The following is a 19,383-nucleotide window of genomic DNA, read 5'->3' as shown; positions in this document are numbered from 1 at the left end:
CGAGACGGCCGACACGACACAGCGGCCCGCCCGCAGCTCTCGTCGGTGGACAGGCAGCCTCGCCGGCTGCGGGCGGCTCTGTGCCGCCTCGACGTCGGCGACCCTGCTGGCGTCCACCGACCCGGTCGTTCGACCGGCCGGCGGTCCCATCGCGCGAGGAGCGCCCGACAACGTGCCCGACATCTCTCCAGCACTCGAAGCTGCCGTGTGGGCGGCCGCCGACGGCTCCGCCACCCAGGACCAGCTGGCCCTGCTCGAGGCGGACCGGGACCAGTGGCTCGACGCCCTCGAGCTCCTGCTCGACGACGCCGAGGACCAGCTCCACTCGGCGCGCCAGATCTCCGGGCCCGAGCGTGCGCAGGTCGTGGCCGACTTCGAGAGCGAGCTCGCCCAGCTCGAGGCGTCGTACGACCTCGTGTTCGACATGGACGATCCCGTCGCGGCCATCGCCGCGGCCGACCCCGCCGGTGAGATCCGACTGCAGGCGTCGTGGGTCAAGGGCCTGATCGTCGTGTGGGCGGCCGGTCCGGGGACCGTGCCGGAGTCGGCCGACGCGCTCTCGGACCGTCTCGAGGCCATCGGCGGTCCGGCGCTCGGATGGCAGCCGCACCGCGACGTGAGCCTCCCCGGGGGCCTGAACGCAGCGGCGCTGTCGATCCCGGTCGGCGAGGCGCTCGGCTGGCTGGTCGCGGTCGGTGGAGGGCTGGGTCGCGAAGGCGTCGGCGCGAGCGTGGCCTGGCTCGGTCGTGTCGCCCTGGACACGGTCAGCCTCGTGGCCCGTGGTGCCGTCGTCCCCACCCTGTCCGGCGCGAAGCGGCGTGGCGACACCACCGACATGGCGGTGACGTGGCGGCCGGCGCTCGTCGACGAGTCGGCCATCGCCTCGATGGCCGAGGCCATGCCCCGCCAGGTGACCGCGGTGTCGCAGGCCGATCCGCGCAACGTGACCCGCGCCGTCCAGGGTGCGGTGGTCGAGGCCATCGTCAACCAGGCCGCCGGCATGCTCGACTTCGCCGCCCCGCCGCCGCAGGTCCGGACCGCCGCTGACGTCGCCGACGCGTTCGCCACGCGGCTCGACGGGTCCACGTTCACCGCACCGGTCGCGGCGTCGGCCGAGCTGGCCGAGCGCATCGACCGCTGGGCCAAGCCGCTCACCACGACCGCTCGGGTCAGGCTCGTGGTCACTCTCGACCCCCCGGATTCGAGCGACGCGTGGTTCGTGTCGGTCCTCGGACCCGGGTCGACCGGCGAGCTGATGCCGGTGGAGCAGGCGCTCGCGGAGGGCAAGGGCACGGCTGCCGTGGCCGGTGAGCTCGCCCGACTGGAGCGCGTCTTCCCGGCGCTCACCCGCGCGGGCGACTCACGTCGCGGGCAGGTGTACCTCAGCCAGGACGAGGCGTGGGAGCTGATGACCGTCCTCGGTCCGCAGCTGTCCGCCGCCGGCTTCGAGGTCCGCGTGCCCGCCCTGTCGCGCCGGAAGCCGTCGCCGTCGCTCCGGCTGTTCACCGAGTCCATGGGCGGCGACACCGTGGTCGGCGCCCACCAGCTCTCGAACGTGCGCTGGTCCGTCGTGTTCGACGACGTCGAGCTCACGGCCGAGGACATCGCCCGGCTCGCCAAGGAAGCCCGACCGCTGGTCCGGTCGCACGGCCACTGGGTCGAGCTCGACCAGGTGGACCTGAAGGAGGCCGCGGCGGCGCTCGCCGAGCGCGCGGATGAGACGCAGATGACGGGTGCGGAGATCCTTCGCCACTCGATCGGCCTAGAGGGAGAGCTCCTCGGCGGTGCGCTCACCGTCGACGGCACCGGCTGGGCCTCGGAGTTGTTCGAGAGGGCGAGCCGCATCTCCACCGACCCGGTGACCCGGCCCGAGGGCTTCACCGGCGAGCTCCGCAGCTACCAGGCCGAGGCGCTGGCATGGCTCGGCTTCCTCCACACCGTGGAGCTGGGCGGCTGCCTCGCACTCGACCCTGGGCTCGGCAAGACGCCGACCATGCTCGCCCACCTCGCCCGCACGGCCGGCGACGGCACCGCTCTGGTCGTCGCCCCGCCCGCGGTCGTGGGCAACTGGGCCGCCGAGGCCGCCAAGTTCACCCCTGGCCTCCGGGTGCACATCCACCACGGGTCGAACCGGGCGTCGGGGGCGGAGATGGACCGTGCCTTCGATGCTGCAGACCTCGTCATCACCACCTACGGCACTGCGGTGCGCGACATGGACGCGCTGTCGGCGCGCCACTTCACGCAGGTCGTGCTCGACGAGGCGCAGGCCATCAAGAACCACACGTCCGAGCAGGCGCAGCAGCTGCGACGGCTCGACGCCGGCACTCGCGTAGCCCTCACCGGCACGCCGATCGAGAACGGCCTCGGCGACCTCTGGGCGATCTTGGACTTCACCAACCCCGGGCTCGTCGGTGGCCGCACCGGCTTCATCTCGCAGATGTCCGGCGAGGGTGAGGCCGCGCTGCGGGCGCTCAACGGGATCCTCGTGTTCCGCCGGACGAAGTCGGAGCCCGAGGTCGCCGCCGAGCTGCCGGATCGGATCGACGAGCTCGACCACTGCATGATGACGCCAGAGCAGGTGGGCCTCTACCAGGCCGTGCTCGACAGCCTGGTCGCCGATGTCAGCGAGGTCGGTGGCGGCGAGCCCAAGCAGGGCGCCATCCTCGCCGCCATCACCGCGCTCAAGCAGATCTGCAACCACCCGGCCGCCTACCAGCCCGACGACCGGCCGCTCGCCGGCCGATCGGGCAAGCTCGAGCGGCTCGAGGAGATCGTCGACGCAGTGTTCGCCGCCGACGAGAAGGTGCTGATCTTCACCCACTTCGCCACGTGGGGGAAGAAGATGGCCGACCACCTCAGCGAGCTGACCGGTCACCCCATCGACTGCTACCACGGCGGTCTGGCTCGGACCGCCCGGGACAAGATGATCGCCGAGTTCCAGGGCCGCCCCGGCGCCGGGGCGCTCGTCCTGTCGCTGAAGGCAGGCGGCACCGGCCTCAACCTGACCTCGGCGAACCACGTCGTGCTCTACGACCGCTGGTGGAACCCGGCCGTCGAGGACCAGGCCCGGGACCGGGCGTGGCGGCTCGGCCAGACCCGCACCGTCGTGTCGCACCGCCTGGTGTGCCCCGGCACCGTCGACGAGCGCGTCGAGGAGGTCGTGGCCGGCAAGCGCCACATCGCCGACCTCGTCCTGCCCGGGTCGAGCTCGCTCGCCGACCTCGACACCGATCAGCTGCGGTTGGCGCTCGGCCTCCGCGACGACCAGCTCCTGACGGAGGACGACGCATGAGCACCAGGAAGCGCCCGGGCAAGAAGCCACAGGGGCAGGGCGGCCGGCGGTCCGGTGGTCGGGGCAAGGCCCCGGCGGTCGACCCGGCCGAGTTCTGGAGGCCGGTCCCTCAGCTCCCCGATCCCGAACCGATCGCGGTGACGACGGATCCGACGATGGTCGTCCGCTCGATCGGTGCCCCGCCGCTCCACGGCCAAGGGGTGCGCGCCGAGCACGAGATCCACCGCGTCCTGGTCCGCTCCTCGATGCTGGCGGGTGCCCTCGCCGACGTCGCCGGCCTGCTCGCCGAGACCCCCGAACCGGACCTCGACTGAGGCCGGGACCCGCACCGCTTGATCTCGCGGCCGTGCGGCCGATGGGGTGGTGCCGGTGGAGTGCCGGCGTGCAGGACCAGGGGGATGAGGGATGGGACGCATCGAACGGCTGATCGCCAGCACGCTGCTGTGGGCGGTCGGTACGACCGCACGCCTCGCGACCGAGGTGCACCGGGGGATGGAGCAGGCCGAGCGGGAGCGCTGACGGGGCCGCCTGCCTGCGGGTACCGGTCACACGACGACAGAGCGTGGTCGCGGGTACGGGCTGCGGCCTGGCGCGAGGATGGGCCGGGCCCCCGGTCCACCGGGAACCCAGCCCACTCGGGTCGAGCCGATCGAGGTCGGATCAGCGTCGTCGGGTGCCGGCCTCGGCGTCGCCCTCGACCTCGACGCGCTCCTTGCGCACGTCGGCGCCGACGGTCTCCTCGGTGATGTCGACGTCCTTGTCGAGCCGGACGCGCTCCTTGGGGACGACCTTGGTGTCGACGACGGGTTCCTCCTCGGACAGCACGATCTCGTGCTCCTCCTCGGAGAGCTCCGGACCGTCCATCGCGGCGTCGACGTTGGCGTCGGTGATGGGCTCGCGCTCGAGCCGGACCTTCTCCTTGCGAATCGGGACGGTGACCGTCTGGTGCTCGGTCTCGACCCACTTCCGGAGGCGTACCTTCCCGGTCTGCTTCGAGGTCTTGTCGACGCGGAGCTCCTCCTCGGAGCGCGTCATCGCGTCATCGGTGGTCGGTCCGGACGTGTCGCGCCCGACCGCACCAGAGCGGGAGGTGTCGGCGGCCGGTCCTGGGTCGGATCCGCGGTCGCCCTCGGCGACGCCGTAGTGCTGGTAGAGGCGAGCCTCGTCCTCGTCGGACAGCGATTCGTCGGCCTCGATGGGGGCCGCCTACCCCGATGGCTCGAGCACGCCACTTCTCATGCGAAGGAATCGCGGCGTACCCCCCGAACCGCACAGCCGTCGACCGGGCAGCGAACTGGTACCGGGATCGGAGGGTAGGGCGGCGGGGTGTCGACGCCCGACGAGCGAGCGAGTCGCGCGGGGGACCGGGCGCGAGCGGTGTTGGCCCGGGCGCGGACCGCCGACCTGAAGGCCACCATCGATGACCGTCGAGCGGACGAGGCGGAGGCCGAGGCGGAACGGGCGCGCAGCGAACGCACCGCCGAGCTGCATCGAGCCCGGGCGGCGCTCCACCGGAGGAGCGCGGCTGCCCAGCGGCTGTCGGCGGCGACCCTGCGCCGCAGCGCAGACCGTCTCCGATGAAGCGCGCGGCGACCGATCGTCGACCTGGACCCGTCGGGCCCTCCATGCACCGAGCCGACCCCGCCGTGGTGCGCTCGACCGGTCCCCGTGCGTGGGATCGCCCTCGGCTGGGTACCGCCAGCAGCATGGTCCGGGCCTCCAACGCCATCGACGACGTGTGCGAGGCGCTGAACCGCCGGAACCCGGGAGAGTCCGAGTTCCTCCAGGCGGCGGGGGAGGTGCTCGAGCGGTTGGAGCCGTTGCTCGACCGGCAACCCGAGCTGGCCTCGCACGGCCTGCTCCTCCGGTTGTGCGAACCGGAGCGCCAGATCATCTTCCGCGTGCCGTGGCAGGACGACCGCGGCGAGGTCCACGTCAACCGCGGGTTCCGCGTCGAGTTCAACAGCGCCCTCGGCCCGTACAAGGGGGGCCTGCGGTTCGATCCGGACCTCGACCTGAGCACCGTCAAGTTCCTGGCGTTCGAGCAGACCTTCAAGAACGCGCTCACCGGCCTGTCGATCGGCGGCGCCAAGGGTGGCGCCGACTTCGATCCGAAGGGTCGATCCGAGGGCGAGGTGATGCGGTTCTGCCAGAGCTTCATGACCGAGCTGCTCCGCCACCTCGGCGAGCAGACCGACGTGCCGGCCGGCGACATCGGCGTGGGGACCCGGGAGATCGGGTGGCTGTTCGGTCAGTACAAACGGATCACCAACCGGTACGAGTCCGGCGTCCTGACGGGCAAGGGGCTCAACTGGGGCGGGTCACCCGGTCGCGAGCAGGCCACGGGACAGGGCGTGGTGCTGTTCCTGCAGAGGATGCTGGAACACGCCGGCAGCTCGGCCGAGGGCAGGACCGCCGTCGTCTCGGGTTCCGGCAACGTCGCGCTCCACGCGATCGAGCAGCTCGGCCGCCTCGGGGTCACCGTCGTCGCGTGCTCGGACTCCGATGGCGTGGTCGTGGATCGCGACGGGATCGACGTGGATCTGCTCCGGCGCGTCAAGGAGGTCGACCGCGATCGCCTGACCGCCTATGCCGCCGGGCGTCCACGCGCGGAGCACCGGCCGGGGGGCAACATCTGGGACGTGCCCTGCGAGCTGGCGTTGCCGTGCGCGACGCAGAACGAGCTCACCGGGACCGACGCGAAGGCCTTGGTGGCGAACGGCTGCATCGCCGTCGCCGAGGGCGCCAACATGCCGTCGACGCCGGATGCCGTCGGGGTGTTCGAGGCTGCCGGCACGTCGTTCGCACCCGGCAAGGCCGCCAACGCCGGCGGCGTGGCGGTGTCGGCGCTGGAGATGCAGCAGAACGCCATGCGTGCCAGTTGGACGCTCGCCGACGTGGAGGAGCGCCTCGCTTCGATCATGGACGCCATCCACGACGAGTGCGCCCGGACGGCGGAGGAGTTCGATCGGCCCGGCGACTACGTGGCCGGTGCCAACATCGCCGGTTTCCGGCGGGTGGCCGAGGCGATGTCGGCGCTCGGCATCATCTGAACCACGAGGCAGATCTGGACGACGTGCGAACCCGTCGGCTCGCTGGCCGGCACTCACATCTCACGGCTCGATCGCCGGGTAGAGGCCTGCCACAGCGCCCGGCGAGGGCGGACGTGGACGGGACGAGAACCGGACCGCTAGGCCTCGTCGCCCGTGTCCTGGGTGCCCTCTCCGCCGGCGTCGCGGTCCTCGACGGCCTCGGTGGGCTCGTCGCCGGTGTCCGCCGTGCCGTGACCGCCCTTGTCGCGGTCCTCCTCGTCCTCGGTCGGCTCCGAGGTGATGTCGTCATCGCTGAAGTTGGACATGGGTAGCTCTTGCCCCGATGGAGTGCCCTCCAGAACGCGCCGAGGACCGATCCACCGACGTCCACGACGAGCTCCTCGACGCGCTCGTCGGCGACCTCGACCGGTTCGAGGAGCGCTCGTTCGGACGCCGTCCGCTGCACCGGCCCGCTCACGGCGATCTCGCCGTCCGCTTCCGGGAGCTGCTGGACGTCGACGACGTCGATCGGATCATCGCGTCCGGCGCCCGTGCGCCGACCTTCCGACTGGTCCGGGACGGCTCGACGCTGCCGCCGACGGCGGGCACCCGCCGTTCGCGGCTCGGGGGGAAGGACGTCGACGACGTGGCGGATCCGGACCGGGTGGCGGACGAGTTCGCTCGAGGTGCGACCGTGGTGCTCCAGAGCCTGCAGCGGACGTGGCGACCCGTGGACCTCTTCTGCCGTCGGCTGGAGCGCGCGCTGGGCCATGCCGTGCAGGCCAACGCGTACCTGACCCCTCCGGGGTCGACCGGCCTGGCTGCGCACGCTGACGAGCACGACGTCATCGTCCTGCACGTCCACGGCAGCAAGACGTGGGAGATCGACGACGTCGGCCCGCTCACGCTCCGACCCGGTGACGTCCTCTACCTGCCCGCCGGGGTCCGGCACGCTGCGACTGCACAGGTCGTGACGTCGTTGCACCTGACGATCGGGATCCTCCGCACGACGCTCGGGGACGTCCTGCGGAGGGTGCTGTCCAGCGACCCGTCGACCGAGTGGAGCCGGCCCCTGCCGGTCGGGTTCGACCGACCGGAGCGCCGCCCCGAGCTCGTCGCAGCGCTGCGATCCGCCGCCGAGGCCACCCGACGGGCGCTCGACGACCTCGACGTCGAGCCGTTGGCCGACGAGGCGGCTCGACGACGGATCAGCACCCGACGGCGGGACGGTCATCGCCGCCTGTCCTCCGTCGTCGCGTCCCGGTCGCTGGACCCCTCGAGCCACGTCGTGCTGCGACAGGACCGGCGCGTGGACCGGCGACCCGAGCTCGACGGCGAGGGCCGCGTCGTCGTCGAGCTCCCCGGACGCCGACTGCGCCTCCCGGCGGCGATGGGTGCCGCGCTCGACGTGCTCCTGTCCGGATCCGTCGTCCGGATCGACCAGCTCCCAGGTCTCGACGACGGCGATCGCCAGGTGCTGGTCGCGCGCCTCGTGCGAGAAGGGGTCCTGGACGTCGTCGCGGCGGGCCACGTCGCGTCGAGCTGAACGTGGACGAGGTCGAGTCGGGGCCGACGCCGGCGGCGCGGCCCGCGCCGGCTACCCCTCCGTCCGGTCGTCCCAGCCCACGAGCGCCGCGACCACCGGCTCGGCGATGCCCTTGAGCTCGAGCGTCCGCTCACCGACCACCGGCACCTCCCGCCGGCAGGCGGCGACCACGTCCTCGCTCACCAGCACCTCACCGGCGCCGGCGGCGGCCGAGACGCGGGCGGCTCTGATGACCGCCGATCCGAAGTAGTCCGCGTCGCGAGCGGTCGCCTCGCCGACGTGGAGACCGATGCGCACGCTGAGCGCGAAGCCGTGCTCGGCGCGGTGGCGGGCCAGGGCACGCTGGACCGCGACCGCGCACTCCACGGCGTCGTCGGCGTCGGCGAACGCGACGAAGAACCCGTCGCCGCCGTGCTTGATCTCCTCGCCGCTCCACCGCTCGAACTCGGCGCGCAGAGTGCGGTCGTGCCACTGCAGGAGCGGCTCCCACGCCGCGTCGCCCATCGCCTCGGACAGCCGCGTCGAGTCGACGATGTCGGAGAACAGGAAGGTGCGGACCGTTCGAGTCCCCTCGGCGCGCTCCGGGGCGATGTCGAGGTCGACCGCGACGCCGAACTCGTCGACGAGGCGTGCAGCGGCCTTGAGCTCGAGGCGCGCCCCGGCGCCGTCCCCGTCGGCGGTCAGGGCCCGGGCGAGCAGCACCCGCGTCTGCGCGGCCTCGTAGGGGGCCTCGACCTCGCTCCACATCCGGACGCCCTCGCGCAGCGCAGCGATCGCCTCGTCCGTCCGACCCCGGTGCAGCGCCAGGTGGCCGCGGGCCACCGCGGCCGCAGCCGCCGGTCCGAGCGTGCCGAACCGCCGGGCCAGCTCCTCGAGCTCCTCGACCGCACCGGCGGCCGCCTGCTCGTCGCCCACCGCGAGGCACGCGGCCACGTAGACGGGGATGAGGAAGACCCGACGCTCCCTGGCGAGGAACCCCGGGTCCGTGAGCGAGCGGTGGAGGCTCCGCACCGCCGCCCTGGCGTCCCCCTGCGCCAGCAGCAGCCGACCCCGTCCGGGCTGGCCGTCGTCGCCGAGGGCGATGGCCTCCTCGAGCGCCTCCTCGGCCCCGTCGAGGTCGCCGCGCCGCACGCGGATCTCGACCAGCTCGCTGTAGCCCCATCCCGCGCTGTAGCGGTTGATGTCGAGCAGCTCCTCGCACGCCTGCAGGACGCGCTGCTCCGCCTCGGCGAGGTGGCCGTGGAGCCGGTTGATCTCACCCTGGTGGAACCGGCACAGGCCCGTGTACCCCGCGATCGACTCCCGCTCGCAGTAGCGGGTCGAGACCTTGGTCCACTCGGTGGCCCGACCCCAGTCGCAGAGCGCCCGGCACACCGAGATCACCGCGCAGTACACGTAGCCCGCGTGGATGGGCGCGACGCCCGGTCGCATCGCCAACGCGGCCGCCTCGTCGAGCAGTGGGAGCACCTCGCCCACCTCGCCCGCGGTGGCGGCCACGTGCGCCAGCCCCTGCACCGCCATGGCCTCCATGCCCGGGCTCCCGACCCGCCGAGCGATCTCCCGGGCGTCGAGGAGCGCCGCCTCCGCCCCGTCCTGGTCGCCCGCCTCCATCAGCGTGAAGGCGAGCGACCACTGGGCCTGCGCGTGCTCCGCGCACTCCGGCGCGTCGGCCAGGTGCTCGGTGGCGCGGACGTAGCAGGTGAGGGCCACCGCGCCGTCGAGCATCATGGCGTGGTGGCGGGCCTGCTCGAGGGCCATCCGGGCTGCACCGGCCGCCGTGCCGTCGGCGGCGAACGCCACCTCCGCCCGTTCGAGCGCATCGATGAAGCCGGCCGGATCGCTCTCCCACCGGCAGGACCACGCGAGCCGCTCGAGGTCCTCGGCGCCGAGGGGCTCGCCGGCGTCAGCATCCTGCAGGGCCGACCGCGCCGCGGACCACCGGCTCTGGGCGAACGCAGCCCGGGCGTGTTCGAGGAGCGCCTCGCGCGTCGACACGGGCCGAGTCTGCCATGGGCCCTCCGGAGGGCGATAGGGATCGCGCTCGACCCGGCGGATCGCTCGCTCCCACTCTGGGAGGCTGCGCTGCGGTCAGCCAGCGGCGAAGCAGAACTCGTTGCCGTCGGGATCCGACAGGGTGACCCACTCGAAGTCGCCCGCGCTGCGCCTGCCCAGGCTCGTCGCGCCGGCGTCGGTCCAACGAGCGACCTCGGCGTCGAGGTTCGCCGCCGGTGGGACGGCCGCTCCGCGACCGCGACGTTCAGCTGCCGTCGACCGACGCCAGGCCCCGGAGCGACGGCCACCGCTCTGTCGGGCCGTTGGCGACGAGGTGCTCGGTCAGCCGCTCGGCGGGCATCGGTCGGTCGATGTGGAAGCCCTGCGCGGCGTCGCAGCCGAGGTCGGCGAGCAGCTGGTACTGCTCGGCCGACTCGATGCCCTCGGCGACGCAGCGGAGCCCGAGCGCCTTGACGAGGTCGACCACGCCGCCGACGACCCGGTTGCGGACGGCATCGGAGCCTGCGGCCTCGAGGAACGTCCGATCCAGCTTCACCACGTCGACCGGGAGCCGCGCGAGGTACGTGAGCGAGGAGTAGCCGGTGCCGAAGTCGTCGATCGCCAGGTCGACGCCTAGCTCGCGCAGGCGCGCCGCGCTGCGCGGATCCATCGCCGAGTCGTCGAGCAGCACGGACTCGGTGATCTCGAGCGACAGGGTCCGGGCCCGCACGCCGGTGGTCCGGAGGACGTCCTGCACCACGTCGACGAACCCGCCGTGCTGGAGCTGGCGGACCGAGACGTTCACCGACAGGCCGAGCCCGTCCCAACCCGGCAACCGCTGCCAGCGGGCGAGGTCGAGGCACGCCGCCTGCAGCACCCACTCGCCCAACGGGAGGATCAGGTCGGTCTCCTCGGCGATCGGCACGAACTCGCCGGGACCGAGCAGCTCACCGCCGTGCTGCCAGCGGACCAGCGCCTCGACGCCGCGCAGCGAGCCGGTGGCCAGGTCGACCATCGGCTGGTAGTGGAGCACCAGCGAGCCGTCCGTCGGTGCGTCGCGCAGCGCGGACTCGATGCGCTGGCGCTCGACCGCACGGCGCCGCAGCTCGTCGTCGAAGACCACCGCGCGCCCGCGGCCGCCCGCCTTCGCCCGGTACATGGCCGTGTCAGCGTCGCGGATGAGCGCCCCCGGATCGTCATCGTCGGCACTCGCCGCCGCGTCGGCCACACCGATCGAGACGCTCACGTGCACCGGGCTCCCGTCGACGACGACCGGTTCGACCAGCACCTCGCTGATCCGGCGAGCCACGACGCGAGCGGTCGCCGCGGCACCGGGTCCCTCGCAGAGGATCACGAACTCGTCGCCGCCGAAGCGGGCGATCGTGTCCTCGCCCCGCACCACACCTCGGAGCCGATCGGCGACGGCCCGCAGCAGCCGGTCGCCGAACCCGTGCCCGAGGCTGTCGTTGATGACCTTGAAGTGGTCGAGGTCGACGAAGAGCAGCGACATCGGGGCGGACGGCGACACGCTCCGACGCCGGACGCTGCGCATGCGGTCTTCGAGCAGCGCGCGGTTCGGCAGGCCGGTCAGCGGGTCGTGCAGCGCCTGGTGCTCGAGCGAGGCCTCCAGCCGCTTGCTCTGGCTGATGTCGTGGGCGACCGCGGAGTAGCGGCTGATGGTCCCGTCGTCGTCGTGGTGGGCGATGACCTGCACCGCGAACGGGACGGTGAGCCCGTCGTGGCGGTCCAGTACGACCTCGGTGCGCCAGATCCGGTCGCCGCCGTCGAAGGCGCAGGGCTCGCCGGCCGCGGGCAGCATCTGCGCCACCTGCCAGACGCTCCCGATCGGCACCTCGTCCGGCGGGATCGCGAAGAACCGGGCGCAGGCGGGGTTCATGTACTGCAGGCGGGCCTCGCCGTCGACGACGGTCACGAGGTCGGCCGTGAGGTCGAAGATCTCGGTCAGCCGGGCGGCCTCGGCCTCGGCGTGGACCACGTCGGTGACGTCCCGCAGGTTGGCGATCACGCCGGCGATGGCCGGGTCGTGGAGCTGGTTCGAGACCCGGACCTCGAGCCACCGCCGTCCGCTGGTCCGGTGCCGGATCTGCACCCGCAGCGACTCGATCAGGTCGGGATCGGCGACCACCCGCTGCAGTGCTGCGAGCAGCTCCGTCCGCTGCGGCTCCAGGACGACGACCGAGACGTCGTAGCCGATCATCGCCTCGGGAGGGAACCCGCTCAGCCGCTCGATGGACGGGCTCGCGTAGGTGAGCTCGAGCTGCTCGTCGAGCACGACGATGCCGTCGTTGCTGTTGCGCAGGAGGGACTCGAACCGGCGGTGCGACGACCGCACCGCCTCCTCCAGCTCGACGCGCCGCGACACGTCCCGGGCCGCCAGCACGACGCCGCCGATGCCCGGCACGTCGGTGAGGTCGCTGCCCTTGATCTCGACCCAGACGTAGCCCTCACCTGCGACCTCCACCCGGAGGATCGGGGCGGCGTCCTCCTCGATGCCGTCGACCAGCCGTTCGAGGAGGCGAGCCGCCTCCGGAAGGTCGTCCGGGTGCACGAGGTCGAGCGGGTGGATCGCCTTCAGCTCCGTGATCGAGCGGCCGAGCAGCCGCTCGGTGCTCGGGCTCGCGCTGACCACGGTGCCGCCCGGGCCCAACACCAGGAGCGCGTCGACGGACGCGTCGAGGACGAGGTGCAGTCGTCGATCGATCAGGAGGTCGTTCGACGGGCTCGTCTCTGGACCGCTCACGGGCGGATCCGGCGGTGGGGCATCGCTGCTGCATCGGCGTCCGAGCGCCCGAGGCTGAGAGATCTGGGCCGTGGGACCCAGGCGCGGACCAGGGCCTGGGGCGGCGGGCCGGGTGGAGGGTCGGCGCCGCAGGGAGCGGTGCTCGACGGGTCAGCCGTGCGCCGCCGCCGCATCGCCGGAGCGGCGGTGCGGCTCGTGACCCACCTCGGCGAAGTACTGGTGGACCATCTGGACCGCGATGGAGCCCTCTCCGACCGCGGATGCCACCCGCTTCACCGAGCCGTGCCGGATGTCGCCGGCCGCGAACACGCCGGGGATGCTCGTCTCGAGCGGGAACGGCGGTCGCTCGAGCGGGAACGAGCCCTCGGGGAGGTCGTTGCCGGTGAGGACGAACCCGCCCTCGTCGCGCTGGAGGTCATCGGGCAGCCAGTCCGTGAACGGCTGGGCGCCGATGAGGAGGAACAGGGCGTCGGCCGGCTCGGTCGTGGTCGCGCCCGTCGAAACGTCGGCCAGCACCAGCTCCTCGAGCCGCCCGTTGCCGCCGCCGTCGACGACCTTCGTGCCGAGCCGGACATCGATGTTCGGTGTGGCCTCGATCTCGCTCACCAGGTACTCCGACATGCTCGCCCGCAACGAGTCGCCACGGACGACGAGGGTGACCTTCCGTGCGTAGTTGGCGAGGTGCAGCACCGCCTGCCCGGCCGAGTTGGCACCACCGACGACGAAGGCGTCGCGACCCACGAGGAACGACGCCTCGGAGTTCGTGCTGCCGTAGTAGACGCCGGCGCCGACGAGGGCCTCGAGCGAGGGGACGCCGAGCCGGCGGTAGCTGGCGCCCATCGAGAGCAGCACGGCCGGTGTGCGGACCGTGTTGCCGTCGGAGCACGAGAGCACGAGCTCGGTGCCGTCGCGCTCGAGGCTCGTGACCGAGCGCATGAACGCGAACTTGGCCCCGAACACCCACGCCTGCTCCCACGCGGAGCGGGCGAGGAGCCGCCCGCTGATGCCACGGGGGAACCCGAGGTAGTTCCGGATGAGCGAGCTGGAGCTCGCCTGGCCACCGATGCCGCCACGGTCCACCACCACGGTGCTCAGTCCCTCGGAGCCCCCGTACACGGCGGCCGACAGACCCGCCGGGCCGGATCCGACGATGACGAGGTCGACCGTCTCCTTCGCCAGGTCGATCGGTGCGCCGGCCGCCTCGGCGATCTCCGCGTTGGTCGGGTTCGCCAGGACCGCACCGTTCGGGAAGAGCATCATCGGCAGCTCGGTGCCCTCGCCGGCGGCGGCGACGAGCTGCTGGCCCTCGGGCGAGTCCGCCAACGAGAACGTGTGGGGGAGCGCGCACGCCTGCAGCGCCTCGCGGATCTCGTAGGCGCGGCCCGACCACGAGTCGCCGACGATGTGGACCGTGTACGGCGCGGCCCGGTTCGCCTCGGCCCAGTCGAGCAGCATGCTGGAGATCGTCTGGTGGAACATCTCGTCAGGGGACGCCGCCGGTCGCACCACGTAGTGGTCGAAGCAGCCCCGGGCGATGCCGTCGAAGATGGCCCGTCCGGTCGGGGTCTGGCCCCAGTCGCCCCACTCGATGAGCAGCGCGCGGCGGGCACGGGGGTGCATCGACCACACCTCGTCGAGGAGCTCGCTGCCGGTCGGGCCGCCCGCGAGCCACTGCGCCGCGAGCACGAGCGCCACGCTGTCGTCGGCTGCGGCCGCGTCGGCCAGCAGCGCACGGGCCTCGGCGGCCGACGGGAGGCAGACCACGCGGTAGCGCTTGGCGTACCGCTCGAGGAGGGCCTCCTCCACCTCGGCGAGGGCAGTGGGGTCGTCGTGGACGGCGACGAGGATGGGGAGCGCCATCGCAGAGTTCTAGCCCCGATGCGCCGGCGGCGTCAGCGGGCCGGTTCGGTCCAGGGCCCGTTGCCGCCGATGCGCTGGACGTCGACCGCGACGGTCACGGCGGTCGGCGAGGAGCGGAGGTTCAGGTCGTGGTCGGGACGCCCGGCGTAGACCCGGCAGAGCTCGTCGCAGAGCTCCTTGTCCGCAGGGCCGAGCACCGTCGCATCGCCCTGGATCACGAGGTGCTGCTGGGTGCCGGCGGCGTTGCGGGCCTCGTCCTCGATCGAGAGCACCACGCGAGGGTTGCGACGGATGTTGCGGACCTTCGCGGTGTCGGCCTCGGTGCAGAACAGGACCTGCTCGTCGCGCACCCCGCACCACACGACGGAGACCTGTGGGGTGCCGTCGGGGTTGAGCGTGACGACGTGGGCCAGGGCGTTGGAGCCCAACAGCGCCTGGGCCGGAGCCGGGATCGAGCGGAGCACCTTCATCGTCCCCCCTTTGTCGTTCGCACCAGCTTGGCACTCGGGCGGGGTGGCGCGTCCGGGATCGTGCGCGTCGCGCTGGTGGTCGTCGTCGACCGTGCACGACGATGCCGGCGCAAGGGCCCGTCATCTGTGGGTAGCGTCGGAATCGACGAGGGGAGGCGGCGTGGGGAGACGCTCGATCGTGATGGCGGTGGTGGCCGCCTTCGCCGTGGTCGCGGCGGGCTGCGGTGCGACACCCGGCGGTCCGGCGTCGCCGGTGGCGACGCGCCCGCCGCCCGGTGCGACCGGCCCGTCGGCCGGCTGCGGGACCACGACCCAGGGCCCGGTCACCGACGCCGCCGACACCGTGTCGGTCGACGGCGTCGTCCGGCGGTACACGATCACGGTGCCGCCCGAGCACGTGGTGGGCACGACCGCTCCGGTCCCCCTGGTGCTCGACTTCCACGGCCTGCTCGAGGGCTGGGCCGGCACGCACCCGTTCGCCACGCAGTTCAGCGCCAAGGCGGGCGCCGAGGGGTTCGCGGTGGCGTACCCGATCGGGTCCGACGACGGCATCTACTGGGACGTCTCCCTGCAGGAGGCCAACCCCGACCTGCGGTTCGTCGATGCGCTCGTCGACCGGCTCGAGACGTCGATGTGCATCGATCGGTCGCGGCTCTACATCACCGGTCTGTCCTACGGGGCGTTCATGACCTCGATGCTCATGTGCATGCGGGCCAACACGTTCGCCGCGGCGGCGCCGGTGGCCGGCATCAGGAACCCGTGCACCGCCACCGAGCGCCGGGTCCCGTTCGTGACGTTCCACGGCACCAGCGACCCGATCCTGCCGTACCCGGCCTACGCGGCCGTGCCGCAGGCGATCGCCACGAAGTACGGGTGCGTCGACGAGCCGTCGACCACCACGCTGCGACCCGATCCCGACCCGAGCACGCACGGCCCCATCATCCGGACGGTGTGGGACTGCGGAGCGGTCGGTTCCGCAGTCGAGTCCTACCGCATCGGCGGCGGCGGCCATTCGTGGCCGGGGAGCCAGTTCTTCAGCTGGATCGGCGGCATCGTCGGACCGACGGCGAGCTCGATCGACGCCACGGACGTCATCTGGGACTTCTTCGGCCAGCACCACCTGTAGCCGACGCGCCCCGCGGCCGCCGCCGCATCGGTGGGTGGCCGGCGGTCCACCCGGTCGAGGCCTCGTGCCGAGCCCGCACGTGCCGATGGAGTGCGGTGAGGCCCATCGTTGACGCGTCCCGGATCGACCAGGTGCTGGGCGACGCGTCCATCCGAACGGTGTTCCAACCCATCGTCGACCTCGACGCCCGCGGCGTCGTGGCGTACGAGGCGCTGTCGCGCGGCCCTGCCGGCTCGCCGCTCGAGCGACCCGACCTGCTGTTCGCGGCCGCACGGGACAGCGGTCGTCAGCTGGAGCTCGACGAGCTGTGCCTGAGCAGGGCGATCGATCGAGCGGTCGAGCTCCCGCCCGGGTGCGGTCTGTTCGTGAACGTGGAGCCGTCCACCTTGACCTCGGCCGTCGTCGGACGGACCGCTCCCATCGCCGCTGCGGGCGATCGCACCGTCGTCCTCGAGGTGACGGAGCGGGCGATCGACCGCGCCCCCGCGACGTTGCTGGCCGGCATCGCCGCCGCCCGAGAGCACGGATGGCTCGTCGCGCTGGACGACGTCGGTGTCGAAGCCGCCTCCCTCGCCTTCCTGCCCGTCATCCGCCCGGATGTCATCAAGTTGGACATGGGGCTGATCCACGGCCGGCCCGACCGCGATCTCGGCCGCACGATGGCCGCGGTGATGGCGGAGTCGGAGCGGCGCGGCACGGTGGTGCTCGCGGAGGGCATCGAGTCCGACGAGCACGTCGAGCGTGCGATCTCGCTCGGTGCGTCCCTCGGGCAGGGCTTCCACTTCGGCCGCCCTGCCGATGCTCAGGAGCTCGACGGCGGGTCGGTGCAGGAGCTGGCGATCCGCCCGGTCGACCCGGGACGCACGATCGCCCTCTCGCCCTACGACGCCGTGGTGGCCACGGGCCAGCACATCCGATCGGCCCGCAAGGACGTCCTGCTGCAGATCTCCCACCACCTCGAGGAGCAGGCGGGCGCCGATCCGGGGACGCCGATGGTCCTCAGCGCGTTCCAGCACGCTCGTCACTTCACCGCAGCGACCGCACGGCGGTACGCACGCCTCGCCGAACGGTGCGCGCTCGTCGCCGCGCTGGGGGTCGACATGGCCCCGGCCCCGGTCCCGGGCGTGCGGGGCGGTCTGCTGATCGGCGGCGACCCGTTGGCGGGGGAGTGGAGCGTCGTCGTGCTCGGCCCGCACTACGCGGGCGCGCTGCTGGCGAAGGACCTCGGCGACTCCGGCGACTCCGGCGACTCCGGCGTCGCCGACGGGGACCGACGGTTCGACTACGTCGTCACCCACGACCGATCTCTGGTGGAGCTCGCTGCCGAGTCGCTGCTGCGGCGGGTCGCCCTCACCGAGTCGGTGTCGCAGGGCCGCTAGCCGCGCGACGACGTCCAGGTCCTCGCGCCGGACGACGGCGGCCCGTCAGCCGCTCAGCGGAGGCAGCGCCAGGATCGACCGGGCGACCGGTTCGAGCGAGGTCCACGGGTGGCCCGGTGGTCGGCCGGCCCCGGCGTCCCACCCCTCGATCTCCACGAGGATCCGCAGCGCGTGCACCTTGCGGTGCCAGGCCATCTGGTCGGCATCGAGGTGCGCCGCGGCGTCCGGGGCGCGGCGGCGGTACGAGTCGAGGAACCGCGCGGACATGCGCCTGGTGATCGGTCGGAGCGCTCCGGCAGCCGCTCGCGGGAGGCCGACGGGCGGGTGGTCGAGCAGCAGCTGCGTGAAGGACAGCGTGAAGGCGGGGTGCGCGATCGCCCCGAGGGTCCAGTCGATGAGGATGGTTCCGTGCGGTCCCTCCAGCAGGTTGAAGGGGTGCAGGTCACCGTGCGTCACGACGCGGAGGGCACCGGTGGGCATGGTCGCCAGGAGGTCCTCACCTGCGGCGACGAGGGCACCGGCGTCGAGCGAGCGCGCCACGGTGACCTGGTGCTCGACGAAGCCGGTCGTGGTGGAGGGCACGTCGGTCCGCGCGGTGGTGATGCGCTCCTCGACGGGGTCGGGATCGAGCGCGTGGAGGCGCGCCGCGATCCCGGCGAGCTGGTCGGGGAGGTGGCGGACGAGGGTCGGCAGGCCGGTGAGCACCTTCGCCGCGCCGAGCCCGGCGAGCGGAGGGTGGCCGTCGACGAGGTCCATGACGACGAGGAACCTCCCGAGCGGGGAGTGCTCGTCGCAGGTCAGGCGCACGACCGGGGTGGGGAAGCCCTGGTCGGCCACGCCGCCCTGGACCGCGGCCTCGAACCGGCCGAGCTCGGGGTTCGGCACGATGCGGGCCACCAGCTCACGATCGAGCTCGGGCGGAGCGCCGTCGAGTCGGAACCGGAGCATCTCGGCGTAGAACCCGCCGGCGAGCGGCGCCGGCGCGCTGCGGTAGCAGAGGGCCGGATCGCCGACCGAGGATCGCAGCGCCTCGAGGAGGGCCGTCGCCGTGTCGGCCGAGATCATCACGGTGTTTACCGTAACGGTGATCACCGGTAGTGTCGAGGGTGGTGGATCACGACGACGGATCAGCGACCGACGGCGAGGCCCTCCGGGTCGACGAGCTGTCGGCGCGCACCGGCGTGCCCGTCCGCACCATCCGGGAGTACCAGACGTGGAAAGTCCTGCACCCGCCCCGGAAGGTCGGGCGCGTGGGGATCTACGACCGGTCCCACGTCGACCGGCTCGCCGACATCGCCCGCCTCCAGGACCGCGGCTACTCGATCGCCGCGATCCGCGACCTCTTCGATGCGTGGGACCGCGGCGCCGGCCTGCGCGACGTCCTCGGCGTCAGGGGCGCCATCGGTGCGCCCGCCGACGAGGCACCGCTCGAGCTGACCGCCCGGCAGCTCCACGACCTCGTCCCGCAGATCGCCGATGCGCCGCCGCTGATGCGGCGCGCGGTGGACGTCGGACTGCTGTGGCCGCGCCGCGACGGCTTCGTCGTGCGGAGCCCGGCGCTCCTGCAGCTCGTGTCCGACACGGTGGGTGCCGGGGTCGGGGTCGACGCCGCGCTGGACGTCGCCGAGGCCGTGACGTCCGCGGCCGACGAGGTGGGCCGGGCCGCGTCGGGGGCGGTCGCCGCCCTGCTCGGGAGCGATCCTGCGGACAGGGAGGCGTTGCTGCGCACCGGTCGCATCCTCCTGGCGCGGGCGATCGCCACCCACGCGATCGACCGCGTCGGCCGCCACCTCCTCGCCGACCCGACGGTCCCCGCCGAGCTCGCGAACGCCATCGAGGCCGCCCGGCTGGGCACGGTCGCGACGCCCGCCGGGCGGCCGAGCACCCCCGCCGCGGACGCCTGACGGCGCCCACGGCCGGCGGCG

General features: G+C 73.0%; 14 protein-coding genes and 1 pseudogene. 7 read left to right on the top strand and 8 right to left on the bottom strand.

The features are described from left to right. The first annotated feature begins 172 nt into the window (after positions 1 to 172). Positions 173 to 3,292, top strand: coding sequence for a DEAD/DEAH box helicase (locus LH044_RS08700; protein WP_227759635.1), 3,120 nt, complete (start codon positions 173 to 175; stop codon positions 3,290 to 3,292). Beyond that, positions 3,289 to 3,606 (top strand): hypothetical protein, encoded by a 318-nt coding sequence (locus LH044_RS08695; protein ID WP_227759634.1) that lies wholly within the window; start codon positions 3,289 to 3,291, stop codon positions 3,604 to 3,606. Before LH044_RS08700 ends, LH044_RS08695 begins: the two co-directional genes overlap by 4 nt. Positions 3,607 to 3,952: 346 nt before the next feature. Here LH044_RS08695 and LH044_RS08690 read toward each other — a convergent pair whose 3' ends face one another. Continuing rightward, the gene (locus LH044_RS08690) at positions 3,953 to 4,327 is read right to left on the bottom strand and encodes a YsnF/AvaK domain-containing protein (protein WP_227759633.1); all 375 of its coding nucleotides are present in this window, start codon (positions 4,325 to 4,327) and stop codon (positions 3,953 to 3,955) included. A 671-nt stretch (positions 4,328 to 4,998) separates the two neighbouring features. Here LH044_RS08690 and gdhA point away from each other — a divergent pair. Continuing rightward, on the top strand, positions 4,999 to 6,345 hold the full coding sequence (gdhA, locus tag LH044_RS08685; protein WP_227759632.1) for an NADP-specific glutamate dehydrogenase: 1,347 nt from the start codon (positions 4,999 to 5,001) through the stop codon (positions 6,343 to 6,345). 137 nt (positions 6,346 to 6,482) lie between these two features. Here gdhA and LH044_RS08680 read toward each other — a convergent pair whose 3' ends face one another. Then, positions 6,483 to 6,650 carry a hypothetical protein gene (locus LH044_RS08680; RefSeq protein WP_227759631.1) on the bottom strand — a complete coding sequence of 56 codons (168 nt, stop codon included), beginning with the start codon at positions 6,648 to 6,650 and terminating at the stop codon, positions 6,483 to 6,485. Positions 6,651 to 6,667: 17 nt separating this feature from the next. On the opposite strand from LH044_RS08680, the gene LH044_RS08675 reads away from it, so the two are divergent. After that, complete coding sequence (locus LH044_RS08675; protein ID WP_227759630.1) at positions 6,668 to 7,870, top strand: JmjC domain-containing protein; 1,203 nt, start codon at positions 6,668 to 6,670, stop codon at positions 7,868 to 7,870. A gap of 51 nt (positions 7,871 to 7,921) precedes the next feature. On the opposite strand, the gene LH044_RS08670 is transcribed toward LH044_RS08675, so the two are convergent. The 5 genes and pseudogenes from LH044_RS08670 to LH044_RS08650 all read right to left on the bottom strand — a co-directional run bounded on the left by LH044_RS08670 (position 7,922) and on the right by LH044_RS08650 (position 14,953). Beyond that, on the bottom strand, positions 7,922 to 9,865 hold the full coding sequence (locus LH044_RS08670) for an adenylate/guanylate cyclase domain-containing protein (RefSeq protein ID WP_227759629.1): 1,944 nt from the start codon (positions 9,863 to 9,865) through the stop codon (positions 7,922 to 7,924). Between the two features lie 93 nt (positions 9,866 to 9,958). Then, positions 9,959 to 10,084, bottom strand: a pseudogene (locus LH044_RS22000) (VOC family protein); the annotation flags it as partial. Positions 10,085 to 10,127: 43 nt separating this feature from the next. After that, entirely contained in the window at positions 10,128 to 12,623 is a 2,496-nt protein-coding gene (locus tag LH044_RS08660; protein ID WP_227759628.1) for a sensor domain-containing protein, read from the bottom strand. Positions 12,624 to 12,773: 150 nt separating this feature from the next. Beyond that, positions 12,774 to 14,483, bottom strand: a complete 1,710-nt coding sequence (locus LH044_RS08655) for an NAD(P)/FAD-dependent oxidoreductase (RefSeq protein ID WP_227759627.1) — start codon at positions 14,481 to 14,483, stop codon at positions 12,774 to 12,776. 32 nt (positions 14,484 to 14,515) lie between these two features. Continuing rightward, positions 14,516 to 14,953: a PPOX class F420-dependent oxidoreductase gene (locus LH044_RS08650; RefSeq protein WP_227759626.1), complete on the bottom strand. Its 438-nt coding sequence runs from the start codon at positions 14,951 to 14,953 to the stop codon at positions 14,516 to 14,518. 160 nt (positions 14,954 to 15,113) lie between these two features. Between LH044_RS08650 and LH044_RS08645 the strand changes: the two genes are divergently transcribed. Together LH044_RS08645 and LH044_RS08640 are read left to right on the top strand one after the other, a co-directional pair. Continuing rightward, complete coding sequence (locus LH044_RS08645; protein WP_227759625.1) at positions 15,114 to 16,079, top strand: CE1 family esterase; 966 nt, start codon at positions 15,114 to 15,116, stop codon at positions 16,077 to 16,079. A gap of 95 nt (positions 16,080 to 16,174) precedes the next feature. Beyond that, positions 16,175 to 17,458 (top strand): sensor domain-containing phosphodiesterase, encoded by a 1,284-nt coding sequence (locus LH044_RS08640; protein ID WP_227759624.1) that lies wholly within the window; start codon positions 16,175 to 16,177, stop codon positions 17,456 to 17,458. A gap of 45 nt (positions 17,459 to 17,503) precedes the next feature. On the opposite strand, the gene LH044_RS08635 is transcribed toward LH044_RS08640, so the two are convergent. Further along, entirely contained in the window at positions 17,504 to 18,523 is a 1,020-nt protein-coding gene (locus LH044_RS08635) for a phosphotransferase (protein ID WP_227760088.1), read from the bottom strand. 44 nt (positions 18,524 to 18,567) lie between these two features. Between LH044_RS08635 and LH044_RS08630 the strand changes: the two genes are divergently transcribed. Further along, complete coding sequence (locus LH044_RS08630) at positions 18,568 to 19,362, top strand: MerR family transcriptional regulator (protein WP_227759623.1); 795 nt, start codon at positions 18,568 to 18,570, stop codon at positions 19,360 to 19,362. The last annotated feature ends 21 nt before the right edge of the window (positions 19,363 to 19,383 follow it).

It is taken from the genome of Dermatobacter hominis, from assembly GCF_020715685.1.
In the GTDB taxonomy this organism is placed as follows: Bacteria; Actinomycetota; Acidimicrobiia; order Acidimicrobiales; family Microtrichaceae; genus Dermatobacter; species Dermatobacter hominis.
Note: the sequence above shows the minus strand (reverse complement) of the source record. Positions and strands in the feature narration are given on the sequence as shown.